Annotated in this window: 19 protein-coding genes and 1 tRNA gene; 15 read left to right on the forward strand and 5 right to left on the reverse strand. The window is 54.1% G+C overall.

The window, feature by feature from the left end; genetic code table 11:
- The first annotated feature begins 233 nt into the window (after positions 1 to 233).
- The 4 genes from gap to accD all read left to right on the forward strand — a co-directional run bounded on the left by gap (position 234) and on the right by accD (position 4,163).
- The gene (gene gap, locus A6X21_RS15360; RefSeq protein ID WP_013108925.1) at positions 234 to 1,256 is read left to right on the forward strand and encodes a type I glyceraldehyde-3-phosphate dehydrogenase; all 1,023 of its coding nucleotides are present in this window, start codon (positions 234 to 236) and stop codon (positions 1,254 to 1,256) included.
- A gap of 240 nt (positions 1,257 to 1,496) precedes the next feature.
- Positions 1,497 to 2,201: a ribulose-phosphate 3-epimerase gene (rpe, locus tag A6X21_RS15365; RefSeq protein WP_068849385.1), complete on the forward strand. Its 705-nt coding sequence runs from the start codon at positions 1,497 to 1,499 to the stop codon at positions 2,199 to 2,201.
- Positions 2,202 to 2,206: 5 nt separating this feature from the next.
- Positions 2,207 to 2,998, forward strand: coding sequence for a histidine phosphatase family protein (locus tag A6X21_RS15370; protein ID WP_083233645.1), 792 nt, complete (start codon positions 2,207 to 2,209; stop codon positions 2,996 to 2,998).
- A gap of 307 nt (positions 2,999 to 3,305) precedes the next feature.
- Positions 3,306 to 4,163 carry an acetyl-CoA carboxylase, carboxyltransferase subunit beta gene (accD, locus tag A6X21_RS15380; protein WP_068849391.1) on the forward strand — a complete coding sequence of 286 codons (858 nt, stop codon included), beginning with the start codon at positions 3,306 to 3,308 and terminating at the stop codon, positions 4,161 to 4,163.
- A gap of 84 nt (positions 4,164 to 4,247) precedes the next feature.
- Here accD and A6X21_RS15385 read toward each other — a convergent pair whose 3' ends face one another.
- The gene (locus A6X21_RS15385; RefSeq protein ID WP_068849393.1) at positions 4,248 to 5,852 is read right to left on the reverse strand and encodes a sulfatase; all 1,605 of its coding nucleotides are present in this window, start codon (positions 5,850 to 5,852) and stop codon (positions 4,248 to 4,250) included.
- Between the two features lie 147 nt (positions 5,853 to 5,999).
- Here A6X21_RS15385 and A6X21_RS15390 point away from each other — a divergent pair, with 147 nt between their 5' ends.
- Complete coding sequence (locus A6X21_RS15390) at positions 6,000 to 6,224, forward strand: hypothetical protein (RefSeq protein WP_068849395.1); 225 nt, start codon at positions 6,000 to 6,002, stop codon at positions 6,222 to 6,224.
- A gap of 464 nt (positions 6,225 to 6,688) precedes the next feature.
- On the opposite strand, the gene A6X21_RS15395 is transcribed toward A6X21_RS15390, so the two are convergent.
- Complete coding sequence (locus tag A6X21_RS15395) at positions 6,689 to 7,984, reverse strand: putative sugar nucleotidyl transferase (RefSeq protein ID WP_068849397.1); 1,296 nt, start codon at positions 7,982 to 7,984, stop codon at positions 6,689 to 6,691.
- Positions 7,985 to 8,309: 325 nt separating this feature from the next.
- Here A6X21_RS15395 and A6X21_RS15400 point away from each other — a divergent pair, with 325 nt between their 5' ends.
- Positions 8,310 to 9,443: a ricin-type beta-trefoil lectin domain protein gene (locus A6X21_RS15400; protein WP_068849399.1), complete on the forward strand. Its 1,134-nt coding sequence runs from the start codon at positions 8,310 to 8,312 to the stop codon at positions 9,441 to 9,443.
- A 142-nt stretch (positions 9,444 to 9,585) separates the two neighbouring features.
- On the opposite strand, the gene A6X21_RS15405 is transcribed toward A6X21_RS15400, so the two are convergent.
- Positions 9,586 to 9,981: a hypothetical protein gene (locus tag A6X21_RS15405; RefSeq protein ID WP_131818366.1), complete on the reverse strand. Its 396-nt coding sequence runs from the start codon at positions 9,979 to 9,981 to the stop codon at positions 9,586 to 9,588.
- Between A6X21_RS15405 and A6X21_RS15410 the strand changes: the two genes are divergently transcribed.
- A complete protein-coding gene (locus A6X21_RS15410; protein WP_068849404.1) occupies positions 9,965 to 11,575 on the forward strand; it encodes a hypothetical protein in 1,611 nt (536 codons plus the stop codon). The genes A6X21_RS15405 and A6X21_RS15410 overlap by 17 nt on opposite strands.
- Positions 11,576 to 11,614: 39 nt before the next feature.
- Here A6X21_RS15410 and A6X21_RS15415 read toward each other — a convergent pair whose 3' ends face one another.
- Entirely contained in the window at positions 11,615 to 13,534 is a 1,920-nt protein-coding gene (locus A6X21_RS15415; RefSeq protein WP_068849406.1) for a tetratricopeptide repeat protein, read from the reverse strand.
- 286 nt (positions 13,535 to 13,820) lie between these two features.
- Here A6X21_RS15415 and A6X21_RS15420 point away from each other — a divergent pair, with 286 nt between their 5' ends.
- From A6X21_RS15420 to A6X21_RS15435, 4 genes are all read left to right on the forward strand, one after another.
- Positions 13,821 to 14,492: a class I SAM-dependent methyltransferase gene (locus tag A6X21_RS15420; protein ID WP_068849408.1), complete on the forward strand. Its 672-nt coding sequence runs from the start codon at positions 13,821 to 13,823 to the stop codon at positions 14,490 to 14,492.
- Entirely contained in the window at positions 14,482 to 15,192 is a 711-nt protein-coding gene (locus tag A6X21_RS15425) for a class I SAM-dependent methyltransferase (RefSeq protein WP_068849410.1), read from the forward strand. Before A6X21_RS15420 ends, A6X21_RS15425 begins: the two co-directional genes overlap by 11 nt.
- Positions 15,193 to 15,254: 62 nt before the next feature.
- Positions 15,255 to 16,394 carry a glycosyltransferase family 4 protein gene (locus tag A6X21_RS15430; RefSeq protein ID WP_068849412.1) on the forward strand — a complete coding sequence of 380 codons (1,140 nt, stop codon included), beginning with the start codon at positions 15,255 to 15,257 and terminating at the stop codon, positions 16,392 to 16,394.
- Between the two features lie 216 nt (positions 16,395 to 16,610).
- On the forward strand, positions 16,611 to 17,843 hold the full coding sequence (locus A6X21_RS15435; RefSeq protein ID WP_068849574.1) for a glycosyltransferase family 2 protein: 1,233 nt from the start codon (positions 16,611 to 16,613) through the stop codon (positions 17,841 to 17,843).
- A gap of 417 nt (positions 17,844 to 18,260) precedes the next feature.
- On the opposite strand, the gene A6X21_RS15440 is transcribed toward A6X21_RS15435, so the two are convergent.
- Positions 18,261 to 19,904 carry a S41 family peptidase gene (locus A6X21_RS15440; RefSeq protein ID WP_068849414.1) on the reverse strand — a complete coding sequence of 548 codons (1,644 nt, stop codon included), beginning with the start codon at positions 19,902 to 19,904 and terminating at the stop codon, positions 18,261 to 18,263.
- A 709-nt stretch (positions 19,905 to 20,613) separates the two neighbouring features.
- Here A6X21_RS15440 and A6X21_RS15450 point away from each other — a divergent pair.
- From A6X21_RS15450 to A6X21_RS15465, 4 genes are all read left to right on the forward strand, one after another.
- Entirely contained in the window at positions 20,614 to 21,546 is a 933-nt protein-coding gene (locus A6X21_RS15450) for a DnaJ C-terminal domain-containing protein (RefSeq protein WP_068849419.1), read from the forward strand.
- On the forward strand, positions 21,543 to 22,217 hold the full coding sequence (locus tag A6X21_RS15455; protein ID WP_068849421.1) for a hypothetical protein: 675 nt from the start codon (positions 21,543 to 21,545) through the stop codon (positions 22,215 to 22,217). Before A6X21_RS15450 ends, A6X21_RS15455 begins: the two co-directional genes overlap by 4 nt.
- Positions 22,218 to 22,387: 170 nt before the next feature.
- Positions 22,388 to 22,460, forward strand: a tRNA-Phe gene (locus tag A6X21_RS15460).
- Positions 22,461 to 22,730: 270 nt separating this feature from the next.
- On the forward strand, positions 22,731 to 23,732 hold the full coding sequence (locus tag A6X21_RS15465) for a GDSL-type esterase/lipase family protein (protein ID WP_068849423.1): 1,002 nt from the start codon (positions 22,731 to 22,733) through the stop codon (positions 23,730 to 23,732).
- Positions 23,733 to 23,766: the final 34 nt, after the last annotated feature.

Consider the following 23,766-nt stretch of genomic DNA (forward strand, 5'->3'; position numbering starts at 1 on the left):
TTCATAAAGTGCGTGAACTTGAATTGCCGCGGTCTGTTGAGGCGGTGTGAAGCGGCAGTCAAGCTTGCGAGTGGCGGGTTTCGCATTGGTGATGGTGGATGCGTTGTGCCAGCACCTTGTTGACAGGATTGCGCAGCCGTATACTCTGCGACGCATAAGAAAGATCGTCTGCGAACTGTCCGACTTCGTTGTTGAGGCAGGTCCAGACTGTACTTCAGTTGAGGAGTGTGCTTGTGGCCCCGGTGAAGGTTGGCATCAACGGTTTTGGACGTATTGGGCGTGTCGCATTTCGTGCAATGGCAGCCCGCCCGGAAGAATTTGAAATTGTCGCCGTCAACGACCTGGGTAAGCCTGATTCTCTCGCTATGCTCCTGAAGTACGACAGCGTTCATGGCCGATTCCCTGGCACTGTAGAAGTCGATGGCGACTCAATCGTCGTCAACGGCAAGAAGGTCAAAGTGGTCGCTGAACGCGATCCCCGTCAGCTTCCCTGGAAGGCGATGGGCGTCGAGATCGCTCTCGAGTCGACCGGTTTCTTCACTGCTCGTGCGAAGGATGGAAAGCCTGGTTACGACAGCCATCTGGAAGCTGGTGCTCGCAAGGTCATTCTTTCTGCACCTGCCAAAGATACACCTGACCTGACCGTCGTGGTGGGCGTCAACGACAATCAACTGACTCCCGAGCACAAGTGCATCTCGAATGCCAGTTGCACCACCAACTGTCTGGCTCCCGTGGCGAAGGTGCTCCACGAAAACTTTGGCATCGTCAAGGGTTTGATGACCACTTGCCACGCCTACACCAACGACCAGCGTCTCGCTGACCAGTTGCACGATAACATCCATCGCTCACGAGCTGCCGCCGTGAATATTATCCCCACATCGACCGGTGCTGCTAAGGCAGTCGGTGAAGTGCTGCCAGAACTCAATGGCAAGCTGACCGGGATTTCGCTGCGAGTTCCTGTACCTTGCGGCAGCATTACCGACCTGGTTGCTGAACTTGGCAAGGACGTGACGGTTGATGAAGTCAATGCCGCTGTGAAGGCTGCTGCCGAAGGCCCGCTGAAGGGAATTCTGCAGTACAACACCGATCCTATCGTTTCGAGCGATGTGATTGGTAATGCTCACAGCTCGATTTTCGATGCTCCCTGGACCATGGTTCTCCAGAAGCGGATGATCAAGATTCTGAGCTGGTACGACAACGAGTTTGGCTATTCCAACCGGACAGCCGACCTCATTGCCAAGGTGGCCAAGCTCTAATTTGATGATGATGACCACCGGGGCAGATGGCCCTGGTGGTCATTTTTAAGTCTTCTCTGATCGATAAGCACAAGTCAATAAGCGCGAGTTTAGCGATCAGAATCTCAGGCTGAGGATGTCTCCTCGGCCCTGTCGGCCTGGCGGTTTCTTGGGAATCCGTGGGTGATCGACCAGTCGGCATCGAAAAATGATGCAGGTCTGGTTTCCGACAGGCAATCATAGTTTGTCCTCAGGTACTGTATGGTTCCGAATCCTTCTCGACTTGATGCTGCCTTGGGAAGCCAGATCCCTGTGATCGCTCCTTCGATGCTCAAAGTCGATTTTGCTGATCTCGCGACAGAAGTCCGTCGGCTGGAAGAGGCCCATGCACATCTCCTCCACTGGGATGTGATGGATGGAAACTTTGTTCCTAATCTGTCGTATGGAGCCATGCTGATTGCGAGTGTCCGTAAGAGAACGTCCTTGTTCTTTGACGCACACCTGATGATTGCCAATCCGGAAAAGTATGTGGATGAGTACTTAGTCGCCGGATGTGACGCCATCACAATTCATATTGAAGCGGCACCAGAGCCCGCCGAAATTCTCCAGAGAATTCGAGCTGGTGGTGCGCATGCGGGTCTGGCAATCAATCCCCATACGCCACTTTCGCACCTTGAGCCATGGCTTGATCAATGCGACTTGGTGCTGGTGATGAGTGTACAGCCAGGGTTTGGTGGTCAGAAATTTATGCCCGAGGTGCTCGATAAGGTTCGCACTTTGCGAAGCCGGCTGGCACCACATGTCCGGCTTTCGATCGATGGCGGGATTGGTACGACGACGATTGCTGCAGCATCTGCTGCAGGGGCACGCCTGTTTGTTGCAGGAAGTGCAGTTTTTGATGTCAGCGATTATGCCGTTGCCATGAGGCAACTGGAGCAGTTGGCATCTTCTTCTTTGGAGTGTTGAGGCATATGTCTCGCTGTTCACACGTTGTTCTGGTGCAACCAGGGGCAACGGAGTTGTGTTCACAAATGCGTGTTGTTGGTGGGCTCGACGTTTCGCTTTCTCCCCGAGGGATTGAGCAAGTCGCTGCGACGGGAACTTTTCTTCACGAACTGGTCACCAAAGATCTGGCCGTCGGGGCGATTTACTCGTCAGACTCCGGGCCGGCTTTCGAATCGGCCCAGATCCTGGCCAGTCAACTGGGTTTGCCGATCGTCTCCACACCTTTGCTTGCCAATCAATCGCTGGGATTATGGGAAGGCCTGCAGAAGTCTGAAATCGAGCGAAAGTATGGCCGCCGATTCTGCTCGAAAAGTACCTTTCTGGATGTGGAATCGCCTCCCGAGGGAGAATCCGGCGATGATGTCCGCCAGCGTGTGGCCACAATTCTGAAAAAGGCCACTAGACGGTATCTGGGGTTAGTCATCGTGGCCGATGATCCACTGATTCGCTATGTGCGGGAATTTTTGTCGCCAGCCGAAACGATGATTCTGGAAGCTCCTGAGAAGGGATTTTCATCCTCTCAGACTGCTCCCGAGTTGCAGAAATCTCCCAGTACCCTGGGCGAGTCTGGCCATGAACTGGCGACAGTCAAAGTGGCTGAAGTTGATCATTGCCACTGCGAATTATTGACCATCTGCAACACGATCCCGGCACCGCGGATCGCCAGCCGCTGGTCAATCTTCAGTGGCTGGATGGGGCAGGGAACTGGTACCAGTTCCAACTCAGTGACAGCAGTGGCAGAATCGCAGACAATTTAGGTGCCGAGATTTTTGGCTGAGACATTTCCAGGATTGTCGTAAAAATTGATCCCGGTTCGTTCACGACCTGTCGTGTACTCTCGGCAAAATCTCCTGTTTTCGTTACACTCTCCAGTGGTAGGGTGAATTGTCGATGGACAAGGCCGCCAGCAGTCAACGTAGGTAAACCCTGTTCCAGTGAGACCATCGGAACAGGTGATATTCTGGGCGGCGATATTCTGGACAGTGATATTCTGGACATAGAAATTCAACAGTGAGTATCCTGAGAACATCGACTTATCAGGGCTGACTGGGGTAAGGATCATCAATGAGCACCGGCGCACCCTTGGACGCAATCACTTCCAATGGCCAGATGCGACCTAAGCGGGGCGTCCCTGACGGTCTGTGGATTCAGTGTGAATCGTGTAAGGCGACCGTTTTTCGCAAGCAGGTGGAGAAGAATTTCCACCTTTGTCCCGAATGCGACCACCACTTTTATGTTCCGACGGCTGAACGCATCGCCCAGCTTCTGGATGAAGACAGTTTTGAAGAGTGGTTCAGCGAGTTGAACCCGAAAGATGTGCTCGGGTTTGTCGATTCACGACCCTATCACGAGCGGCTCAAGGCCGAGCAGAAGAAAACGGGCATGCGCGATGCCTGTACTGTGGGCCGGGGCTATATGCGTGGCCGACCATTGGTCTTTGCCACGACAGATTCTGCTTTCATCATGGGGTCGATGGGATCTGTGGTCGGCGAAAAGCTGACACGTGCGGTCGAGAAGGCCACCGAATTAAAGCTGCCACTGGTGATTGTTTCTGGCTCTGGTGGCGGTGCCCGTATGCATGAAGGGATTGTCTCTTTGATGCAGATGGGTAAAGTCTCTGCGGCCCTGGCCCGCTATCACGAAGCAGGGGGATTGTTTATCTCCGTGCTGACCAACCCGACGATGGGTGGTGTGGCAGCCAGTTTTGCTTCGCTCGGTGACATTACTATTGCAGAGCCCAAGGCCCTGATTGGTTTTGCCGGCCCCCGCGTGGTGAAAGCGACCTGCAAAATTGAACTTCCTGACGATTTTCAGACGAGCGAGTTTCTGCTGAAGCATGGGTTTGTCGATCGCATCGTCTCCCGGCCGCAATTGAAGCAGGAACTGGTGCGGATTATCGACTACTGCTCCAAGTCGTGGTGATCGGACTGTATGTAGAGCACATGCTCTCTGTTCTCTGTAAACTTTGAGATCTGCCAAACACCTCTTTAACGAGGCGGAGCAGGACTAATCTCGCAGAGGTGCCAGAACGGGTGGCCAGTCCTTATCCGAGACTTCGGGAGTGACTCCACCCGGTCGAAACGACTTGCCAACTGCCTCTTTCATGAGAGCTGAAAGCTCGCTCACCTTCGCTGTGTATGCGGGTTTCTCGGCAAGATTGGTCAATTCTTTGGGGTCCACCAAATGATCGTACAACTCACGACCTCGCTGACCATCGTCCCATTCCGTGTAGCGGTACTGGTCAGTTCTCAAACTGTATCCAAAGAACCGATTGCTGTTGGATGGTGGTAGAGGAACTGACGCTGCGGCTCCCTTTTTGGCGGCTCCCGCACGATTGGGATTTCCTTGATTGCGCATGACTTGAGTCAGTGCCCAGCCGCGACCTTTCGCTTGTGGATCGCTCAGCAGGGAAACGAGCGATTGTCCTTGCAGACTGGCGGGAGCGGGAATGTTCGCCAGCTTTACCAATGTCGGATACAGATCGACCTGTGAGACAGGTTCTGCCACCACCTGACCCGACCTGGAGACTCCGGGAGCAGAAATCATTAGTGGGACTCGGGCACTTTCTTCGAACAGGCTTTGCTTCTGCCAGAGACCGTGCTCCCCGAGGTGATAGCCATGATCACTGGTGAAAACGACAATCGTGTTATTGGCGAGGCCATTCTGTTTCAGAGAGGCCAGGACTCGCCCCACCTGCGCATCCATGAAGCTGATGCTGGCAAAATAGGCTTGCAGGATTTCCTGCCGGACGGGATCGGTGAGTTGATCCTGCTCTTTCTTGGCACTGGCCAGTGCCGGCTTCGGGATATCGAGCTGATCTTCCGCAATACCTGGAATCAAAGGCATTTGAGGTCGATCATACCAACCGAAATAGGGTTCGGCAGGAGCCACGAATGGGGTGTGTGGACGATAAAAACCGACTGCCAGAAAGAACGGCTGCTCCGGGTGCTGAGCAAAACGTTTGAGTAAGAGTTCGGCTTCGGTGGCGATCTTGCCATCGGTATGCTCGATATCTTGACCGGGGGATGCGTACCAACTCAGCGTGCCACCAAATTGCCGGGGTGTGAGAGTGTGAATCCTGCTTTCTTCCTGCAGGCGATCAATCCCTGCGGGATTGATTTTCAATTCCCACGAAGCCGGATCGTCATGACCATCCGTTCCAATCGATGTCGGAACGTTGTAGTGATAAAGTTTGCCAATTCGGGCTGAGAAATACCCAGCCTTGCGAAACTGTTCGGGGAGACTGGAGTGCTGAGGGATCGATTGCCGGAAGATCTGCGAATTCTGCAGAATACCGGTCGAGTTGGGGTACAGACCTGTCAAAATGGAATTGCGACTGGGGCCGCAGAGAGGAAAGGTACAGTAGGCTTTGTCAAACCGTATGGATTGCTGAGCGAGTCGATCAATGTTTGGCGTTTTGGCAAGAGGATGGCCGTAGCAACCCAGAGAGTTATTCAGATCATCCGCGATGATGAAGAGGATGTTCGGCCGGGATGTTTGAGGAGAAGCGGGGGCTAGTGATGAATCTTCAGCAAGAATGGATGAGACCGACAGTATTATGGAGAGAGTAATTCCCAGAGAGGTCACGAGGCTGGCAAGGGGGTGAATCATGGGAAACTCCTGCGAAGAGCAAATGGCGTCGATGTGAATTCCTGTTGTTATCGTTCGTAGCTTGGCAGATATCCCACGACATCGCATCAAGAATTTTGGTGGTCTGCTGCGTTTCTGCTGAACATAAAGAGAAAGTGACGACATTCCATGCAATGTAATATCGATCAGAAGGGACGCCGGTTCCGCATGATGGGCGGGATCATTTGTACCATCGGCGGGCTGGTCTGCCTGGGTGTGGCTCTGGCCGGATTGGCAGTGATTGCGATGGTCTGTACTGGGATTGCCCTGTTGATTTCTGGGGCATTTCAAATTTACGAGGCACGCAAGGGTTGGTGTGCCATTCGCGCCATGGGCTTCAAGACGCCGATTTAGGTTGGATGCTGATGCGTGGTGTGCATGAATACATCCTCATCATGACGAGTGAGATATTCGAAGCTCGCGATTTGACCGGGTGGCTGGGGTTAAACGTCCTCGTTTGCCCCTAGTTTCATGGACTTTGATTGTTGATGGCGAACATGATGGAAAGTCGCGAAAGTATGTTTGGTATGCATTGGTGCCAGTGAACTCGATTGACCAGGTGGCAGATGATGACATCCGACCCCTGCCACACTGCTGTAAGTCAAACATGAAGTGGAACAGCGTAAAGACCGCGCCCTTTCGCAGTGTTTTGTTTTTTGTGCCTCAAGGGTCGTGCCACCCAAGGCGATGTAAAATTTCGTGGCAGGTGACGCGCATGGCGCGGCATCTTGTTGTCGTGAAACGACACGACAACCTGGCCACGAGTTGGCGAGGCCACCCTTCAGAGTTTGAAGTTCCCCATTCGATGCGTGCTTGATTTAATGGTTCTGGTGGGAAGTTTCGACAGATCGAGACGACTGGCGAGCCAATGCTTTCTGACGCTCGGGTTTTGTGGCGTGCCAGACGGCGCGGAGCATTCGTTCCTGAGCGATTGAAAACTCTTCGCCACGACGGCTCATGGCGATTGCTGCCGTCTCGAGCAGCGGTTCGATGCTGGAAAGCTCTTCGATCTCTCCGTGCCAGAATCGGGTAAACGAAGGGATATGCTTGGGGAGAAGTTCGCCCGCCGGGAGAATCATACTCATCACGCCCACGGCACTTCCCGTGTTGAACATGCTCCCCAGACCCGTTTTCACATGGTCGGCAAGAAAGCAGCCCACCTTTTTCTCACCCGTGGCGATCGATGTGCCACCAATCGGGACGGAGACATTCGAGTAATCGTTTTTCAAGTCGCTGTTGGTCGTGATGGCCCCCAGATTCACCCACGAGCCAACATAGCTGTGGCCCAGAAAACCATCGTGATACTTATTCGAGAAGCCTTGAAAGACCGAATTCTCGATCTCTCCACCCACCCGGCACATGGGACCAAAGCTCGTCCCTGCGCGGAGGTTCGTACGGAAAAGTTGAGTCCCCGGTCCAACATAGCAGGGGCCTTCCATACGGGTAAACGCCTGTATAACGGCATCGCGGTCGATGTAAATGGGGCCACCCGTCGTGTCGAAGACAACGAAAGGATCGACTTTGGCAGATTCATGAGCCCACAGCGCATGGGCGGGCCCTACGATGGTAAAAGCCTGGTTAGGGAGAGCTTTCTGTTCGCTGTGAGATGCTTGTCGGAAGCCATGATCCTCACAGATCTGCTGCTCATTAAAACTCACGAGATCCCAGGGTCTTCGCAGGATCTTTCCGGGTGAGGCGACTCGCTTACGGGATTGAGCCAGCCGGACGAGTGATTCGTCGAGGTGATGATCGAGAAGCAGTGTGGATTCGAGGGGATCGCAAACCATCCAGGCAATTTCTCCTTCGACAATCCCCACGGATTCATCGCTGAACTCCGGGATTTCTGTGGGATTGCAGAGCCATTGACCATTCAGCAACAGTGTGTGACCACCCGCCAGCCAGCGGGCATCATTGACGTAAGCATCGGGATGGGATTCGCAATACGTTTCGAGAAGGTGCGGACGAAGAATCGCCCCCCATTCATCCGGCTGCAAAACTTTCAGCCAACGCTCGCGTGTGGAAAAGTGGCCCGTCAGCAACTCGAATACAGGACGAACCCAGACGAGTGGCTCAAGAGTTGAAATGGCGGAGTTTTCAAATATTGCCAGACGCATGACGGGATTCCCTTCGCTGTCGTGCTTCCTGCAGAATTTTCATCGTGTTATTGTGAATTTAGGCAATTCGAATTTTCTGGTGAAGACGACTTTTGTTTTCCTGTGTCAGGTTTTGGTGGAGGGGGAGCGATTTGGGTAAATTTGCTGCGTTGACACAAACTTCACTCCTTTCTTTGAAACGGCTTGCTAAGCTGACTGTGGTTCATTGATCGTCAACCATGGATCTAAGTGTGCGGTGCGACAACCGCCACTGTCTCACGATGTCCAGGTTGGTTTTCCAATCGTCTGAATGATCCCATCACCTTTCATCTTTAAGAGTTCCATCATGCTTGCTCCTCAAACATCGACTTTGAATGGGTCTCAGCCTGCAAGGTTACAGGTCAGTGACGGTCAGGCCGATTGCTGGACTAAAATTGGCACATCGACACTCGCAACACGCATGCTGCGGGTGAAAGCTGTGCTGATGCTACTGGGTGTTCTGGGAACTCTGGGTGGGACATTTTCTTCGGCATTCGCCCAGCAGGGCGCGGCGCCGTCACCGACACCATTATCTGGGCCGACACCTGTGGCTGCACCTGTGCCTGCACCACCAGCGAGTGAAGATCCACTGGCTATTGTCACCAGCTTTTCTGAGAAGTATGGCCAGGCCTTCAATGCGGCGAAGATTGATGACCTGATTGCCTTGTGGCGTGCGACGGGTACCTATGAGGACGAAACCGATGGGCTGGTTGTGACTGGCCATGCAGCACTCAAAGAAGGATTTGGCAATCTCTTTAAGGATAACCCGGGTCTGCGGATCATCGCGAACGTGCAATCGGTGCGACCTGTTACCAAGGAAGTCCTGATGTTCGAAGGGATCGTGACCACCACTGCCCCGGAGAGTGACGCCACGGTCTCAAGCTTTGAGGCTGTGCTGGTCAAAGAAGGAAATCAGTGGTTGCTCGATTCAGTCAAAGAATCGGCAACAGTCGAAGGCAAGGCCATGCTGCAGAACCTGGCCTGGCTGGTGGGTGAGTGGCGCGACGACAATCAAGATGTTTCCATTGAGACGACCGTGCGCTGGTCAAGTCAGCAGGCTTTTCTGATTCGGGCTTACAAGGTGCGAGTTGGTGAAGAGATCAGCCATGAAGGGACACAGGTGATCGGCTGGGACGCTCAGCAGAAAACGATCCGTTCGTGGAATTTTGAATCGGATGGTGCTTTCGGAGAAGGCCTCTGGACCCTGGCCAGTGGGGAGTGGACGATTCGCAATACATTGACACTGGCTGACGGAACACGCGGCTCTTCGCGGCAGATCTTGAGGCCCGAATCGGCAGATGCCTATACGGTCGAATCCGTTGGTCGCGAGTTGGGTGGTGTGCCACTTCCATCCACGGGAGAGATTCGCGTGATTCGTGTTAACGGCGAGTCGATGACTCAGGTTGAATCAGCTCCCAATGCTAATGTTCCAGGTCGGTGAGTTGCTGATGGCGTACCTGATCTGGGGATGGAGCCATCTCAGAGATTGAACGCCAGAATTGGTATTGAGACCGAGACGCATTGATTATCGAGACCAGCACTCCACTTCACATGCCGGGCGACATCCAGGGGGCGATCATGTATCAGAAATTTTCATGGACTTTGGCAGTTTCGCTTTCACTGGCATCGCTCTCGCCCGTCTGGGCGATCGGTGGTCGAGGCGGTGGGGGCGGCGGTGGCAATCGGCCAAATATCTCGCGACCCTCTGGCGGCGGTGGAGGGGGAGCAGCAGCCGCCCGGCCCTCAATGCCCTCCAGACCGGCAGCACCAGCGGCGAGGCCCAGTGCACCAGCGGCTAGACCCAGTGCACCGGCAGCCAGGCCTAACCTGCCAGCAGCCAGACCGAATGTGCCGACAGCACGTCCTTCACTTCCAGCGAATCGACCAAACTCGTTGCCATCGGGTGGGATTTCCAGACCTTCGGGAGAAAATCGCCCCACCTTACCGACGACAAGGCCGACAATGCCCACATTGCCCACGACTCGACCTGGAGCCGGTGGTGGTGCAGCACAGACACGCCCGACATTGCCTCAGACCCGACCATCACTACCAGAGAACCGTCCAGGCGCAGGGACCGGGATCGGCAATCGCCCCGAAGTTGGTGGTAACAGACCTTCCATCAATCGCCCGGGGACATCAAATCCGGTGACCACACTTCCCGGCGGTATCGGAAACATTGGCGGAAATCGTCCCGGAGTGACGCGCCCTGCTTTGCCAGAAGGGGGGATCAATCGGCCCGGTACGACACGCCCAGATATCACCAGACCTGACATTACGCGTCCTGGAACCGGGCGTCCGGAGATCTCCCGACCAGACATTTCTCGTCCAGACATTTCTCGACCGGGTATTTCTCGTCCAGAGATTGGGGGTGGAACAGGCCGCCCGGGTGTGGGTGGGGTCACGCGCCCGACGCCGGGGGATCTGGGTGATTTTCTGGGCATGCAACGGCCCATCCGACCCACGGAACCTCCTGTACGGCCATTACCAGAACGCCCCGGCATCGGAGATCGCCCCGGAATTGGTGATCGCCCGGGGATTGGAGATCGCCCGGGGATACGTCCATTACCAGAACGTCCCGGGATTGGTGACCGACCTGGGATTGGAGATCGCCCAGGGATTGGTGACCGACCGGGGATTGGAAACGGTCAACGGCCAGACTGGAGTCGTCCTGAAGACAGGCCGCGACCAGGACGTCCAGGCGATATCAACATCAACAATCGCCCGAGCTGGGTGAACATCAATAACAATCAGATCAATGTCATCAGAAACAACTGGGGGAATGCGATCAGGCCCTTGCCAGGTCAACCCGGTATGGGGAACTGGCTCAATGATCACCCCAACCGTCGAGACTACTGGAACAGTTGGGGAGGCAGTGTTCGTTCATCGTGGCGATACAACGGTTTTCACAGAAACTGGTATGGTCCCAACTGGTGGGTGAGTCATCCTCATGGCTGGGGTGGCTGGCATTTTCATCGCTGGAGTGTCTGGCAAAGCCCGAGCTTCTGGTGGCGAGTGCCTGTCTGGACGACCTTTGCCACATGGTTCACCTGGAGGCAGCCACCTCCCGCCGTCGTGTGGTCACAGCCGGTCTTCTTTGATTATGGGACGGGTGGAAATGTGGTGATTAACTCGGATTCCGTGTTGATCAATGGTCAGGTGGTGGCGACACCGGCTGAGTTTGCAGAAAGTGCTGCCGTTCTGGCAACAGTACCGGCACCAGCGAATGACGAAGAGGCGGCAGCGATGGAATGGATGCCACTGGGGACATTTGCCATTTCGACAAACCGCGATGACAAGAGCCCTTCACTCAGCATTCAACTGGCTGTGACACGCACGGGGATCATCGGTGGAACGCTCTTTAACGCAGAGACTGATGAAGCGACAGCCGTGCAGGGTCAGGTTGATTCTGAGACGCAACGAGTGGCCTTCCGGATTGGCACCACGGATGACCTCGTGATCGAAACCGGACTTTACAACCTCACTCAAAATGAAGTCCCTCTGTTGGCTCATTTTGGAGTTGAGACCACAGAAAACTGGCTCATGATTCGGCTCGATCCCCCAGAAGATGAGTAATCGCTGGTGGTTGGGGGAGAATCGCAAACTTCAATGAGCTCAAGGGCTTGTCGTTGCCTGTTGCAGCTTCTGGAGAACTTCGCGACTCTCAGGCTTGTCTTTGAGAAGTGAGTTCAAAATGTCGATGGCCTCCTCGCGCCGCCCAGTGGCGAGGAGGATATCGGCGAGAAGTTCGCGGGTGGCGAAGTTCGGGCCGGGAATGGTTAATCCTTCCCTCAAAGCTGCCTCGGCTTTGGGGAGATCATTCAGACGGACATAGGCTCTTCCCAGATTGTACCATGTATCGACATGGTCTCGCTTGAGAGCCGCCGATTTCTGGAGTGCGACGACAGCCTCCTGAGGATTGACTTCGACCAGTGCGTCGCCCAGATTCAGCAGGTGCAGACTATTTTTGGGATCGAGTTCGTGGGCTTTGCGAAACATCACAGCCGCATCTTCGGGAATTTTCATCGCGAGAAGCACGAGTCCGAAGTCGGCATAAGATTCGGCACTGCGTGAGTAGTTTCGGACAAGATAAGCGGCATGCGTGGCCGCTTTTTCGAGACGGTTGTCTGCCAGATAATTGCGAACGAGTGAAGATCTCGGCCTGGCCGCATCGGGATACTTCTGAATCGTATCCATAAAGGCGGCTTCTTCCGAGGTATAGATCGTGTTCCGTGAATAGGTCACACAGCCCAGTGCCAAAGCCACCGGCACGCAGACAAGTAGGCTGATCCCTGCTGGTGACTGCTGAGGCAGTTTCAGTTTGTCAGTTGCCAGTCGAGCGAGCTGATAAATCGCCAGGACGAACCCTGCTGCCAGGAAGGCGATTGGCAAATACATCCGATGCTCAAAATAGGCATCCGCAATGGGCACAATGCTGGATGTGGGGGCCAGCACGAGGAGCCATCCTCCCGCAAGAAAGCCAGTTCTGGGGAAACGAACCATTAAGAAAACAATCAGGCAGAGCCCGAGTGCAAATGGCAAAACTTCCGGCCAGGCTTCGGAAAGTGACATTCGCCAGGGCCAGCAGGGATCTAACGCCTGACCATCGGGCCAGAACAGGAGTTTAAGATATTGGAAAATCACGCTGGGTTGAGTGATCAGGTATTGCCACGGGGTTCCCTTCTGGATGACGCCAATTCCTCCATCGTCGTAGTTTTCGCGATGAGCCCACATGATTCCGAAGAGGAAAATCAGTGTGGACCAGATGCAGAGATGGAGTTTCCAGCGAGTTTGTACGACTTCACGAACCGACTTTGCAAAGAAGACGCGGTCGAGCCAGAGAATCAGCAGAGGTGCCGTGGCCATCAGTTCCTTCGAGGCCATTCCCAGCAGCAGGCAGAGAATTGTTCCCAGAATCAAGATTTTCTTCCGGGAAGTGACGGCCAATACAAACCCCACCAGCGATGCCAGGTACCATAAAGAGGTGAGTGATTCGAGCCTCTGGTAGGTGTACGTGACGCCTTGTGTCTGCAAGGGATGAAGTGCCCAGAGAGCTGCCGTGCAAAGAGAAATGCACCAACTGTCGGAGATCATGCGCGGATCGGAATAAGGACTTCGTTCAATGATGAGTCGAGTGAGAGCATAGACGAGGAGCGTATTGAGGAGATGAATGCACAGGTTGACAACCTGATAACTCCAGATCTGTTCTCCACTGAGTGCATAATTGAGGGCAAAGGTGAAAAAGACAACGGGGCGCGTGGATGACCAGAGGTACTCAGGAGGCCAGAGAGCGCGAACGGGCTTGTAGGAGAGAATAAAAAGTCGGCCATCAAAGACGAAATCTGCGGAACCAATGTTGGCATAGGCGACTGCCACGGCTGTTAGAAGCAGAAAAACTGCCAGCCACCACGAGTTGCAGAAACGCAATAGAGCGGGCTTAAGAGGTGCTTGATGAATGGGGTTTTGACTTCCATTCGCCAGTTCCTGGGCCGGTAGAACGGATGATCGGCTAGATGCTGGTGGTCGCTGGGGCATCTCGGAAGATCTTCAGTGTGTCAGGAGGAAACGCCCGTGTGTTCTAACCTGTCGAGAGTCGACCTGCACGGTTGGCCGGTGTGACTCATGAGCGAATTGTTCAAAGTTTCATGTTTTATTCACACAGGTTTCGACGTTTGATTGAGACTGATCCAAACGAACAACCTGAGAATCTCTATGGAGAACTCTGGTGGTGATGCAGGTCTCAGCGGATAGGGCCTCTGGTTGCGAAGCCATATGTTGAACTTCTGTGACGAATGACAAACCATCCCTGGTGAAGCCTGAAATGACTGACAGCCTCGAACAAATCGCTTCGCAAGATGTGGCAAATCAAGGGGTTCTGCCCGTTATGGAAGCAGCGCCGGTGATTGACCATCGACCGACGAATTACCGCGAACGTGTGTTTTCTTTATTTGAGGAATCGTGGCCCGTCCGGCAGGTGAAAGCCCTGGACTTTGGTGCAGGGGATGGATGGTTCGCCAGTCATCTGCTGCAAAGAGGGTTGTGTGCACAGGTGACGGCGATTGATGTGCAGATTCAGCCACAGCTTTTGCATCCCGTCACCGCCTATAATGGAGTTCGGATTCCTGCTGAAGATCGTCAATTTGATCTCAGTTATGCCGTTGATGTGCTGCATCATTGTCCTGATCCGATGAAGTCATTAGAGGAACTGTCGCGGGTAACGCGAGAGTGGCTGGTCATCAAGGATCACACTTACACCACCAGTGCGGGTTACTGGACTCTTTGCCTGCTCGATGAGTTGGGTAACCGGCGTTTTGGCATTCCTTCCCGATATCGCTACATGAAGGGCTGGGAATGGTGGAGTCTTCTGGAAAAAGCGGGCTTTCAGGAAGAGCGCCGGATCTGGCCGGCTCCTGTCCATGAAGGTTGGCTGGGAAGAAATACGAATCATCTGCAATTTGTCAGTGTCTGGAGAAGGAACGACTGTGGATCCTGATCAAAGTGGTCGTCTCCATCCCTCGTGGTTCAATCATCAGCGGCATGTGCTCAAGGCGCTGGCGCAGGCCGTGGTGAAGATTGTTCAAGAACATCAGCAGCCATTAAAAAACGCCACAGTGTTGGATTTTGGTTGTGGTGATGCCCCCTATCGGACTTTGTTTCAAGCGTGTGGCATCGCGAAATACCTGGCTGCAGATCTGGGTGAGGGGGCCGAGATTCCGATTGAGTCCGGCAAACCACTGCCGATCGCAGATCATTCGATCGATTTCGTCGTATCTTTTCAGGTGCTGGAGCATGTCTGGGATCTGGACTGGTATTTGAGTGAGGTCAAGCGAGTCCTGAAGCCTGATGGCAGACTGATTTTATCGACGCATGGGACCTGGCTGTATCATCCGCATCCGACTGACTTCCGACGATGGACAGTCGATGGATTATCGGAAGAACTTCGCACTCGGGGCCTGATTGTGGACAAGATTGACGGACTGGTAGGCCCTTTAGCGTGGACGACACAAGTGCGGTTACTGGGCTACCGGATGGTCTGTCAGAAAATACCGCTGGTCGGGAATCTGCTGGCTTCTCTGATCGCTTTGTTGATGAATGTGCGTATGAACCTGGAAGATGGGATCACTCCGCCGGCGCTGATCCAGAACCATGCCTGTGTTTATATCACCGTGAGCCATCCCCGTGGAGTGTCCTGATCGGCTGGTATTGGCAACCTGATGACCATGCCTGGTTACGCACATCGGTTTGAGGTTTCATTTTGAAGATTCTCACAGTCACTCATTACTTTGCTGAACATGGCGGAGGCATTGAGTCAGTGGCGAAGCAGATCACAGAGCGGTTAGCCGCTCGGGGGCATGTATGTGTGTGGGCAGCGACAGCGCCTTCCCGCACTCAGCCGAAACCTGACGGGCCTGTGGCAGCTCTTGAAATGAATGGCAGCAATCATCTCGAGGAATGGACGGGCGCACCTTTTCCTGTCTGGGATTCCAGGAGCCTGCAAAAGTTAAAGCAAGGAGTTGTCGAGGCGGATCTCATTCACATTCACGACTTCTGGTACTCGGGCAATCGAAAAGCCTTCTCGATGGCCACAGAGTTGGGCCGACCGGTTGTGATAACGCAGCATGTGGGGACTGTCCCTTATCGTAATCCATTGTTGAGATGGGCCATGGCCATGGCTGATCGCAGGCTGGCTCCATCCACTCTCGGCCTGTGTGACCAGACCGTGTTCATTTCCGAACGAACAAGGCGACATTTCGACGGACGATTTTCTTATTCCCGTGAACCGATTTTGATTCCCAATGGCGTCGATCTGACGATCTTTACGCCGGCAGTGCAGACCCGTCGCGAGGAACTGCGAAAAAAATGGGGATTCTCGACCGATGCCCCCGTCTGGCTATTTGTCGGCAGGTTTGTCGAAAAGAAGGGGCTCAGGCTGTTACAGAGAGTCTGCCAGCAGTTTGCGAAGATCCAGTGGTGTTTTGTGGGGCAGGGGCCGCTCAGCCCGGAAAAATGGCATGACTCTGAGAAGCCTCCACGACTGAAGGTCTTGCCCTGGCAAAAGCCGGAGGGACTGGTCGAGCTTTATCAATTGGCCGATCTGCTCGTGTTACCTTCGATTGGTGAAGGCTTTCCACTGGTTGTGCAGGAGGCGATGGCGAGTGGTACGCCATGTTTGATCACACAGGAAACCGCATCGGGTGTCACTGGCGACCTTCCCGAACTCAGTACCTGTGATCCTCGAGCCGAATCCTTGAAAGCGGCTCTAAAGCACTTGGACGCGCAATCGCCTCTGGATGATTCCCGGCGGCTGCAGATTGCCAATCATGCTCGCAGCCTATGGGATTGGAACGAGACAGTTTCGAAATACGAGCAGCTTTTCGAGTCGCTTTGCCGTTGAAGATTCCTCGATACGACGAGATCAGCAGGCAGCCTGTTGACCAGGAGTCCTGTGATTGGCACCCACAGTCCATCGTTCAGAAGAATTGGCTGCTAACGGACAAAAGTCGTCCTTTGTGAACCGAAATTCACAGTGACTTCACCGGTGATTCGCGAAAGGACAGAAAGATCTCAGCACCTCGATGATCGCTTTGCTTCTCGAATCATGGTGCGCGAAATGATTTCTTCCCGGTTGCTTCCTGAGACGATTGACGACGGCGTGACGATTGCCGACTTTTCTGGTGAGTATGCTTTGCCAGCCATTGAAGTTTCCGTGGTGATGCCCTGTCTGAATGAAGAGCGGACAGTCGTGGTTTGTGTCGAAAAAGCCCTTCAGACGATGAGCCGCCTGGGTGTCATGGGCGAAGTGGTGATTGCCGACAATGGATCGACGGACAAGAGTGTTGAACTGGCAACTGAGGCTGGTGCGCGAGTGGTGCATCAGTCGCAGAAGGGATATGGCAGCGCACTCCAGAAGGGATTTGAAGAAGCCCGCGGCAAATTCATTATCATGGGTGACTGCGACGACAGCTATGATTTCACAGATCTGGAGCGGTACATCCAGGAACTTCGCGGCGGGGCCGATCTGGTAATGGGGAATCGTCTCAAAGGTGAAATCAAGCCTGGGGCGATGCCACCACTTCACCGCTACTTTGGAAACCCGGTGCTGAGCGGATTTTTGAATCTGCTCTTTCGTACCGGAGTGGGTGACTGCCACTGTGGGATGAGAGCCTTCCGGAAAGAGGCTTACCAGTCGCTGGGCTGCCATATGCCAGGGATGGAGTTTGCCAGTGAGATGGTCATCAAAGCGAGCAAGGCACGACTGAAAATCCGCGAAATACCAATTGTGCTCTCACCCGATGGGCGAGACCGACCACCTCATTTGCGAAGTTTTCGAGACGGCTGGCGACATCTCAAGCTGATTCTAATGTACTCGCCTTCGTTTCTGTTCCTGCTGCCGGCCATGGTGATGATTGCTCTGGGACTGTTGGCGGCTCCAGTGGCTTTGCTGGCTGGTTATGGAACCTACGAGACCATCTTCGGCCCGAACTTTTTGATCATGGCCGCCTTCATGGCGATTGCCGGAGCACAGATTTTCTTCCTTGGTTTGATTGCCCGCCTGCAGGCTCATCGGGTCGATCCGGTGTTTGCCAGTCCGCGTATGGATTGGCTGTTGAGAACCTTTTCGGTCGAGCGAGGCTTGATCAGTGGTGGCGTCCTTTCCCTAATCGGACTCGGCCTGACAATTCCCGTCGTAAGCGAGTGGTTTCGTTCCGGAACGGTTTCTCAACCCGCCTTATGGATTCTCGCGGGAACGCTGCTTGTACTGGGAATACAGACCATGTTTGGCTCGTTTCTGATTGGGATCCTCGAATTGCAGATTGAGCGTTCCAGGCAGAAGAAACTCTAGACGTTAGCAGATTGTGCAAGAGTCGGCTGGCATCTGGATGAAACCCATCGCGTCTTGCTGATTGGCGGAAGCGAATTCGCATGTCTGAATTCAATGGCGAGTTGTGTCTCTAAAAAGCCTGCTTGTTTGGATTCGCTCTCATTGACACACAACGTTGCCTGCGTATTGAATTGAGGTGCGTGTGGAACCCGGTGGTTGGGAACGAACGTCCTCGTTTGGCCCGAGGTTATTCTGACTCTGACTGTTGATGGGGAACATGCTTGAGAATTCTGTAAGTCATAACGGATGGCTCTCCAGTTTCATCACGATTCATCACGGTCATTGAACATCATGAAAAATAGAAAACGCCCGATCCTGCTGATGAGGATCGGGCGTCGATTGCATTCGCCGTTTGGAAAGGAGCGGGATGTTGACTGTTTACCTGCGGGCAAGTTGCCTGCGCAGGGAGTTCATCCCCGCTGCGAGATCCTGATCATCTTCGGGATTCTCATTTCGCAGGCCGCGATAGGCCGTTAACTGTTCTGAACTGGCTGGCACTTGAACATCAGGTTCGACGCCAATTTTGCCGTAAGTGTTGCCATTGGGCGAGTAGAACTTGGCCGTTGTGAGCCGAAGACCTGTCGAGGATCGGCCTGGAAGAATGCTCTGGACGCTCCACTTGCCGTAGGTTTTGCGACCGACCAGCACACCGCGGCCATGGTCGTGGATGGCACCGGCGACAATTTCGCTGGCACTGGCACTGTCGCCATCGACGAGAATCACAAGGGGAACGTTCCAATCGTTACCGCGAGTGGCGGTGTAGCTCCAGTTTTGATCCTGTGTGCGACCTTTGGTGGAAACAATCATACCGTCATCGAGGAAGCGGTCGAGAACTTCAACAGCCGCCGTCAGGAGACCACCGGGGTTGCCTCGCAAATCCCAGATGAGAGCCTGCATCCCCTGGCTGCGGAGATCTTTCAGTGCCGCATCGAGTTCAGCGGCTGAGTTCTTCTGGAAGCCTGTCATCTTGATGTAGCCAATCCCGTTCGCAGGATCGACAATCCGCACAATGGGAATGCTCTTCACTTTGACAGCCCGGCGACGCAATTCGGTCTGGCGGATCTGTTCAGTGCGTGGTTTTTTCAGATCGAGACGCACACGGCTGTCGGGAGTTCCCTGAAGATGCTGAGCCGCCTCTTCTGTACTCATATTGAGGCAGTTGATCCCATCAATCGCGACGATGTAGTCTCCCGGGGCAGCACCCCCTTCTTCGGCGGGACTTTCGCTCAGGACGTTGATCAACAGCATTCCTTTACCAGCTTCGGCCTTCATTTCAATGCCGATCCCAACGAACTCGCCTTCAATATTGCTGTAGAGATCATCGAGGCGGCCAGGTGTCAGAAAGCTGCTGTATTCATCAAGGGCATTGCAGCCACCGAAGACATATTCCATGACGATTGCCCCGGGCGCAATTCGCAGTTCGGAATAAGCGGAACGTGCAACTTCGGTCACAACCATGCGTGCTTCTTCCATGCTGCCACAAGGACGATTCCAGTAGCGATCGCGAAGCGTGGCACGGAAGGCCCCGATGGAACGAGACGAAGCGGAGGAGACATTCTTCGCGAGGAACTTTTCATTCGTCAGAGCGACGTACAGACTCTCGGTGCCGTGGGCGATAAATGCCGTGGGGCTGATTGTATCAACATAGTATTTGCGAACTTTGAGCAGTGCGTCATCGAGGAAGACGAGCGATTCGTCGAGTGATGAGGATGTCAGTCCGTCAGTATAGCTTTTGTCGGCATAGCGACGATCGACGGAAAACTGAATGCGCGTTCGTCTGAGGCCGTATTTGAGTTGGGGATTTTCTGGCCATTGTTTAAGAGCCTTTTCGTAAAGGCCGATGGCGTCCACCCACTGTCGATTTCTTTCGAAATCAGCCGCACGCTCGATGGCGGCTTTCTCAGTGGCGGGTTCGCTTTCTGTCGCTTGAGCCGTCGGGGCGAATGCCACTGACCAGCCCAATGCCAGAAGTGCGAGATAAGTCCAAACGGAATTTGAGCGCAGTCCAAATGGTGGATGCACCTTGAAGCCCCCCTCAAGGATCGAACAAGAACGTCGGCAATCGGAGAAGGCTTTGCGCTACCCGCGTGGCAAAACCTTCTTCAGACAGCGTGACGAGTGGAAGTGGGCAACAGCAATGTTTCTTTAATGAAACTTCTGTTGACCGTACAAAACGACTATAGGTCGCCCCGTGCACAGGTCAAACTGGATTCCTCTTGCCAATTTTCGCTCTTTGTAAGAACCGTCACAAACGGACAGCAGCTCGTTGATTCTTGGGAAATCTGCCGGATGCGACTCAATATTTCGTGCACGATTCCAATCGTTGTTCGAAATGTTCGAATCCTTCAGCAGACGTCCTGTGAAAACAACAGCTCCCTGAAGCCTGGGCATATTCCGCAGTCAGCGGTCGAGTCAAACGGGCAATATCCCAAACTGGCAATATCAATGGGCGATACGATGGCCTGCTGACCATCGACCACCAATTCGAAATGGGTGCCATCAAACAGGGATCTTCGACCCAGGGTCTCGTACCGCTGGAATGTGCTCCTTCCGTGGCAAACGTCATGTCCGCAAGAGATGTCAGCAAGTCACGTTCCGCAGGAGGGCGATCGCGCAGCCTGCCGATTTGTCATCAGCGGATCTGCGAACTTAAGTTCTGACTCCACAATCGGAAGCGAATCATCGTATAATCTGTCAAAAATGTGTTCTTCTCGGGACCCGGAAAGTCTACATGCCTGCTCAGGATTACTACTCAGCACTTGGTGTTACAAAAACTGCAACGGCTGATGAGATTCGCAAGACCTATCGCAAGCTGGCTCGCGAGTATCATCCCGATGCCCGTCCGGGGGATGCTGCGGCGGCCCAGAAGTTCAAAGAGATCCAGGAAGCTTACGACGTCATTGGCGACGAAGAGAAGCGTCGCAAGTACGATCAGCTAGGGCACGATTTCTACAAAGCCTCTAATGGCGAAGGCGGCGCAAACCCCTACGGTCGTTCACCTTTTGGCGGAGGTGGAGCCGGTGGTGCGTCAGCAGTCGATCTGGAAGAACTGCTCGGTGGCTTCGGCTTTGGTGGTTTTGGTGGCGGGGCCAGAGCCGGTCGTGGTGAAGGTGGCAGAACTCGAAGATCAGCACCGCGCGATATTGAAATGTCTGTGACTGTTCCCTTTGAAAAAGCCATTCTTGGCGGAAAGATCGATGTCCATCTTTCGCATTTGAATGGTGGAGAAAACGTCTCGGTCTCAGTACCAGCAGGCATCGAGACCGGCAAGAAGATTCGGCTGGGAGGAATGGGCCCGGAGAATCAAGGCGATGTGCTGCTCGACGTGTTCGTTGCGCCCCACAAATTCTTCCGTCGCGAGAACCGGGATATTCTGGTTGATCTTCCACTGACGCCGGCTGAAGCAGCGCTGGGTTGTAAGGCCGATGTCCCCACTTTGGCCGATGGCATGATTACTCTGACGATTCCACCCGGCACATCCTCTGGTGCGCGTTTACGAGTCCGGGGAAAAGGGGTGGCAGCGACGAAAACGGCGACGGCTGGCGACCAGTTTGTGGTGATTAAAATCGTCGTCCCGAAATCATTAACTGCTGAAGAGAAAGAACTTTACGATAAATTGAAGCTCGTCGGACAGGCTGCTCCCCGTGACGGAATCTGGATATGAACGGAGATATGGATGGTCTCTGGAAATCTCCAGAGCCTGCGCCTGTCGATGTGCCTGTTGCACCAACGCGAAAAAATCATGGGCAGCGGGGTTGGTGGCTGCTCGCTGTGCTGCTCTGGTGGGGTTCAAATCCACTGCAGGCTGCCCCTGGTACAGAACAATCGGCCGTCAATCCAGTCCAGGGTACGTCTGAACAACCCATAGAACTCGTCGAACCGGCAGAATCACTTCTCCCATCAGAGAATGGTGAAAAATCTGGCGTGAAGCAGGCGGGTGGAGAGACTGATGACAACGGGGAGGCTCGTGATCACGGTGAGGCGTCGCGATCTCGTTTATTGGCCGATGACGTCAAACGAAAGCAGTTGCGAGCGAAAGCATGGGCTGGCCTGGTAGCGCTGGCTGGAATTCTGATAGCCGGTGGGATGTTGATTCTGTTAACGCTGGTCGGGGCTCGGCGGCTGAAGCGACTCAACCGTCGTCCCCTTCCGCAGCAACATCGGATTCCGGAATACTGGTTTATCAATAAATCGCCTCCAGTGTTGCCCCCTGGTGCTCAGCAAAGTTCTGCGAATCAGGAACATTCGAATGGTTCATCACCTGGCAATCAGGAAAATGCTTCTCCACCAATTCTGGAAGATGACCGCCCCACCCCTCCGGATCATGGGCCGTAAACTCGAGTATCACGGTATTTGACAGTGAAGATCTGTCTTATGCCGCAACTGGCGAGATTCACTTTTCCCGGGTAAAGTGATCTTCCTCGGTCAACTTGCAGCGCACATTCCTCTTCCCTATACTCATGTTCGCAGCACGCAAGCGTCAGAATTGACGTTTGGTATTGCATGGCTAGGTAGCTCAGTTGGTAGAGCACAGGACTGAAAATCCTGGTGTCGCCGGTTCGATCCCGGCCCTAGCCATTTTCTCTTTTGCGTCTCGCCAAATGCCTCCGGCGATGGATGCCTGCTTTTCTCCCCACTGCTTCTGACTGTCGCAGCTTTGGGTGAGTCTAAAACATGATTACCCTGCGTGTGATTCGCTGTACCCGACGCTCTGTTGAGAGGTTGTTAGCGACGAGCTGGCCTCGAACTTTGCGGGGGAAAGCTGGAATCCATCAATGAGTGTGGATACATTAAGGCGATGTGATGTAACGATTTCCCTGCCTCGATGATCCCACCGTGAGACCTGGCATGCCGAACGCCCCGATCTGTTTTTGGCGCACTTCTGCAGGAGTGTTGGCTTTCCTTTTGGTGGTAGGGTTCCTGGCACAGGCCAGTGTTGCCGTGGCTGCGGAGGCACCGGTTTCATCGCAGCAGGCGACGTTATCCAGCACGGATCGACTGGTGTGGATTGGTCCGACATGGGTCGAGCAGGATGTGCGAACAGGTGCCATGGAAGCAGAACTCCAGAGCCGCCTGGGAGGTGAGACCTTTGTACTCAGGAATCTCGGCTGGAGTGGAGACACCGTTTGGGCGGAAAGCCGGGGGATTTTTGACCCGCCAGCAGCCGGTTATTCGCGCATGCTGGAGTTGGCGAAAGAACTGAAACCCACCACGATCTGGCTCAGCTATGGGGCAAATGAGTCGTGGGCCGGGCCGGCTGGCCTCGAGAAGTTCGTCAGCCAGTACAAAAAGCTCGCCCACGATCTCACATCCAGCACAGGAGCAAGAATCGTTTTTGTAACGCCATTCGCGTTTGTTCATTCGCAAGGGCAATACCGCGATCCCTCCTCTCAGAATGGTCACCTGGCATTGTATGTGGAAGCCATTCACAAGCTGGCAGCCGAGCAACAGGCTCCGGTGATGGATTTGTTTGCCGAAGTGAAGGGGGAGCCGCCCCTGGAATCGATGAACGGGATTCATCTGGAACCGGAGGGCGAGCGTCGATTAGCCCGTCGGCTGGCAGATCAGATTCAATTTGTGAATGCAGAGGGCCAGGCTCTCAAAGGATTGAAGCTGACAAAGGCCGAACAGGAAGAGCTTCGCAAAGCCATCGTGGCGAAGAATACGCTGTTTTTTCATCGCTGGCGACCACAGAACATTACGTACCTGACCGGCTTTCGTAAGCACGAACAGGGGAATAACGCCGTTGAGATTGCCCAGTTCGATCCACTGGTCGATGAAGTCGAAAAAGCAATCGCTGCCTGGCTGAAAAGTCATCAGACAAAAACCACATCGCCTGCGACCAACTGATTTCTTCGGCTAAGCGTACTGCATACAGGGCCGG

The sequence above is a fragment of the Planctopirus hydrillae genome, assembly GCF_001707835.1.
Classification (GTDB): domain Bacteria; phylum Planctomycetota; class Planctomycetia; order Planctomycetales; family Planctomycetaceae; genus Planctopirus; species Planctopirus hydrillae.

Excerpts from the sequence above, each read along its gene's own strand:
- rpe (WP_068849385.1), top strand. The coding sequence starts at position 1,497 with ATGGTTCCGAATCCTTCTCGACTTGATGCTGCCTTGGGAAGCCAGATC.
- A6X21_RS15370 (WP_083233645.1), top strand. The coding sequence starts at position 2,207 with ATGTCTCGCTGTTCACACGTTGTTCTGGTGCAACCAGGGGCAACGGAG.
- accD (WP_068849391.1), top strand. The coding sequence starts at position 3,306 with ATGAGCACCGGCGCACCCTTGGACGCAATCACTTCCAATGGCCAGATG.
- A6X21_RS15385 (WP_068849393.1), bottom strand. The coding sequence starts at position 5,852 with ATGATTCACCCCCTTGCCAGCCTCGTGACCTCTCTGGGAATTACTCTC.
- A6X21_RS15390 (WP_068849395.1), top strand. The coding sequence starts at position 6,000 with ATGCAATGTAATATCGATCAGAAGGGACGCCGGTTCCGCATGATGGGC.
- A6X21_RS15395 (WP_068849397.1), bottom strand. The coding sequence starts at position 7,984 with ATGCGTCTGGCAATATTTGAAAACTCCGCCATTTCAACTCTTGAGCCA.
- A6X21_RS15400 (WP_068849399.1), top strand. The coding sequence starts at position 8,310 with ATGCTTGCTCCTCAAACATCGACTTTGAATGGGTCTCAGCCTGCAAGG.
- A6X21_RS15410 (WP_068849404.1), top strand. The coding sequence starts at position 9,965 with ATGCCCACATTGCCCACGACTCGACCTGGAGCCGGTGGTGGTGCAGCA.
- A6X21_RS15415 (WP_068849406.1), bottom strand. The coding sequence starts at position 13,534 with ATGCCCCAGCGACCACCAGCATCTAGCCGATCATCCGTTCTACCGGCC.
- A6X21_RS15420 (WP_068849408.1), top strand. The coding sequence starts at position 13,821 with ATGACTGACAGCCTCGAACAAATCGCTTCGCAAGATGTGGCAAATCAA.
- A6X21_RS15435 (WP_068849574.1), top strand. The coding sequence starts at position 16,611 with ATGATTTCTTCCCGGTTGCTTCCTGAGACGATTGACGACGGCGTGACG.
- A6X21_RS15450 (WP_068849419.1), top strand. The coding sequence starts at position 20,614 with ATGCCTGCTCAGGATTACTACTCAGCACTTGGTGTTACAAAAACTGCA.
- A6X21_RS15455 (WP_068849421.1), top strand. The coding sequence starts at position 21,543 with ATGAACGGAGATATGGATGGTCTCTGGAAATCTCCAGAGCCTGCGCCT.
- A6X21_RS15465 (WP_068849423.1), top strand. The coding sequence starts at position 22,731 with ATGCCGAACGCCCCGATCTGTTTTTGGCGCACTTCTGCAGGAGTGTTG.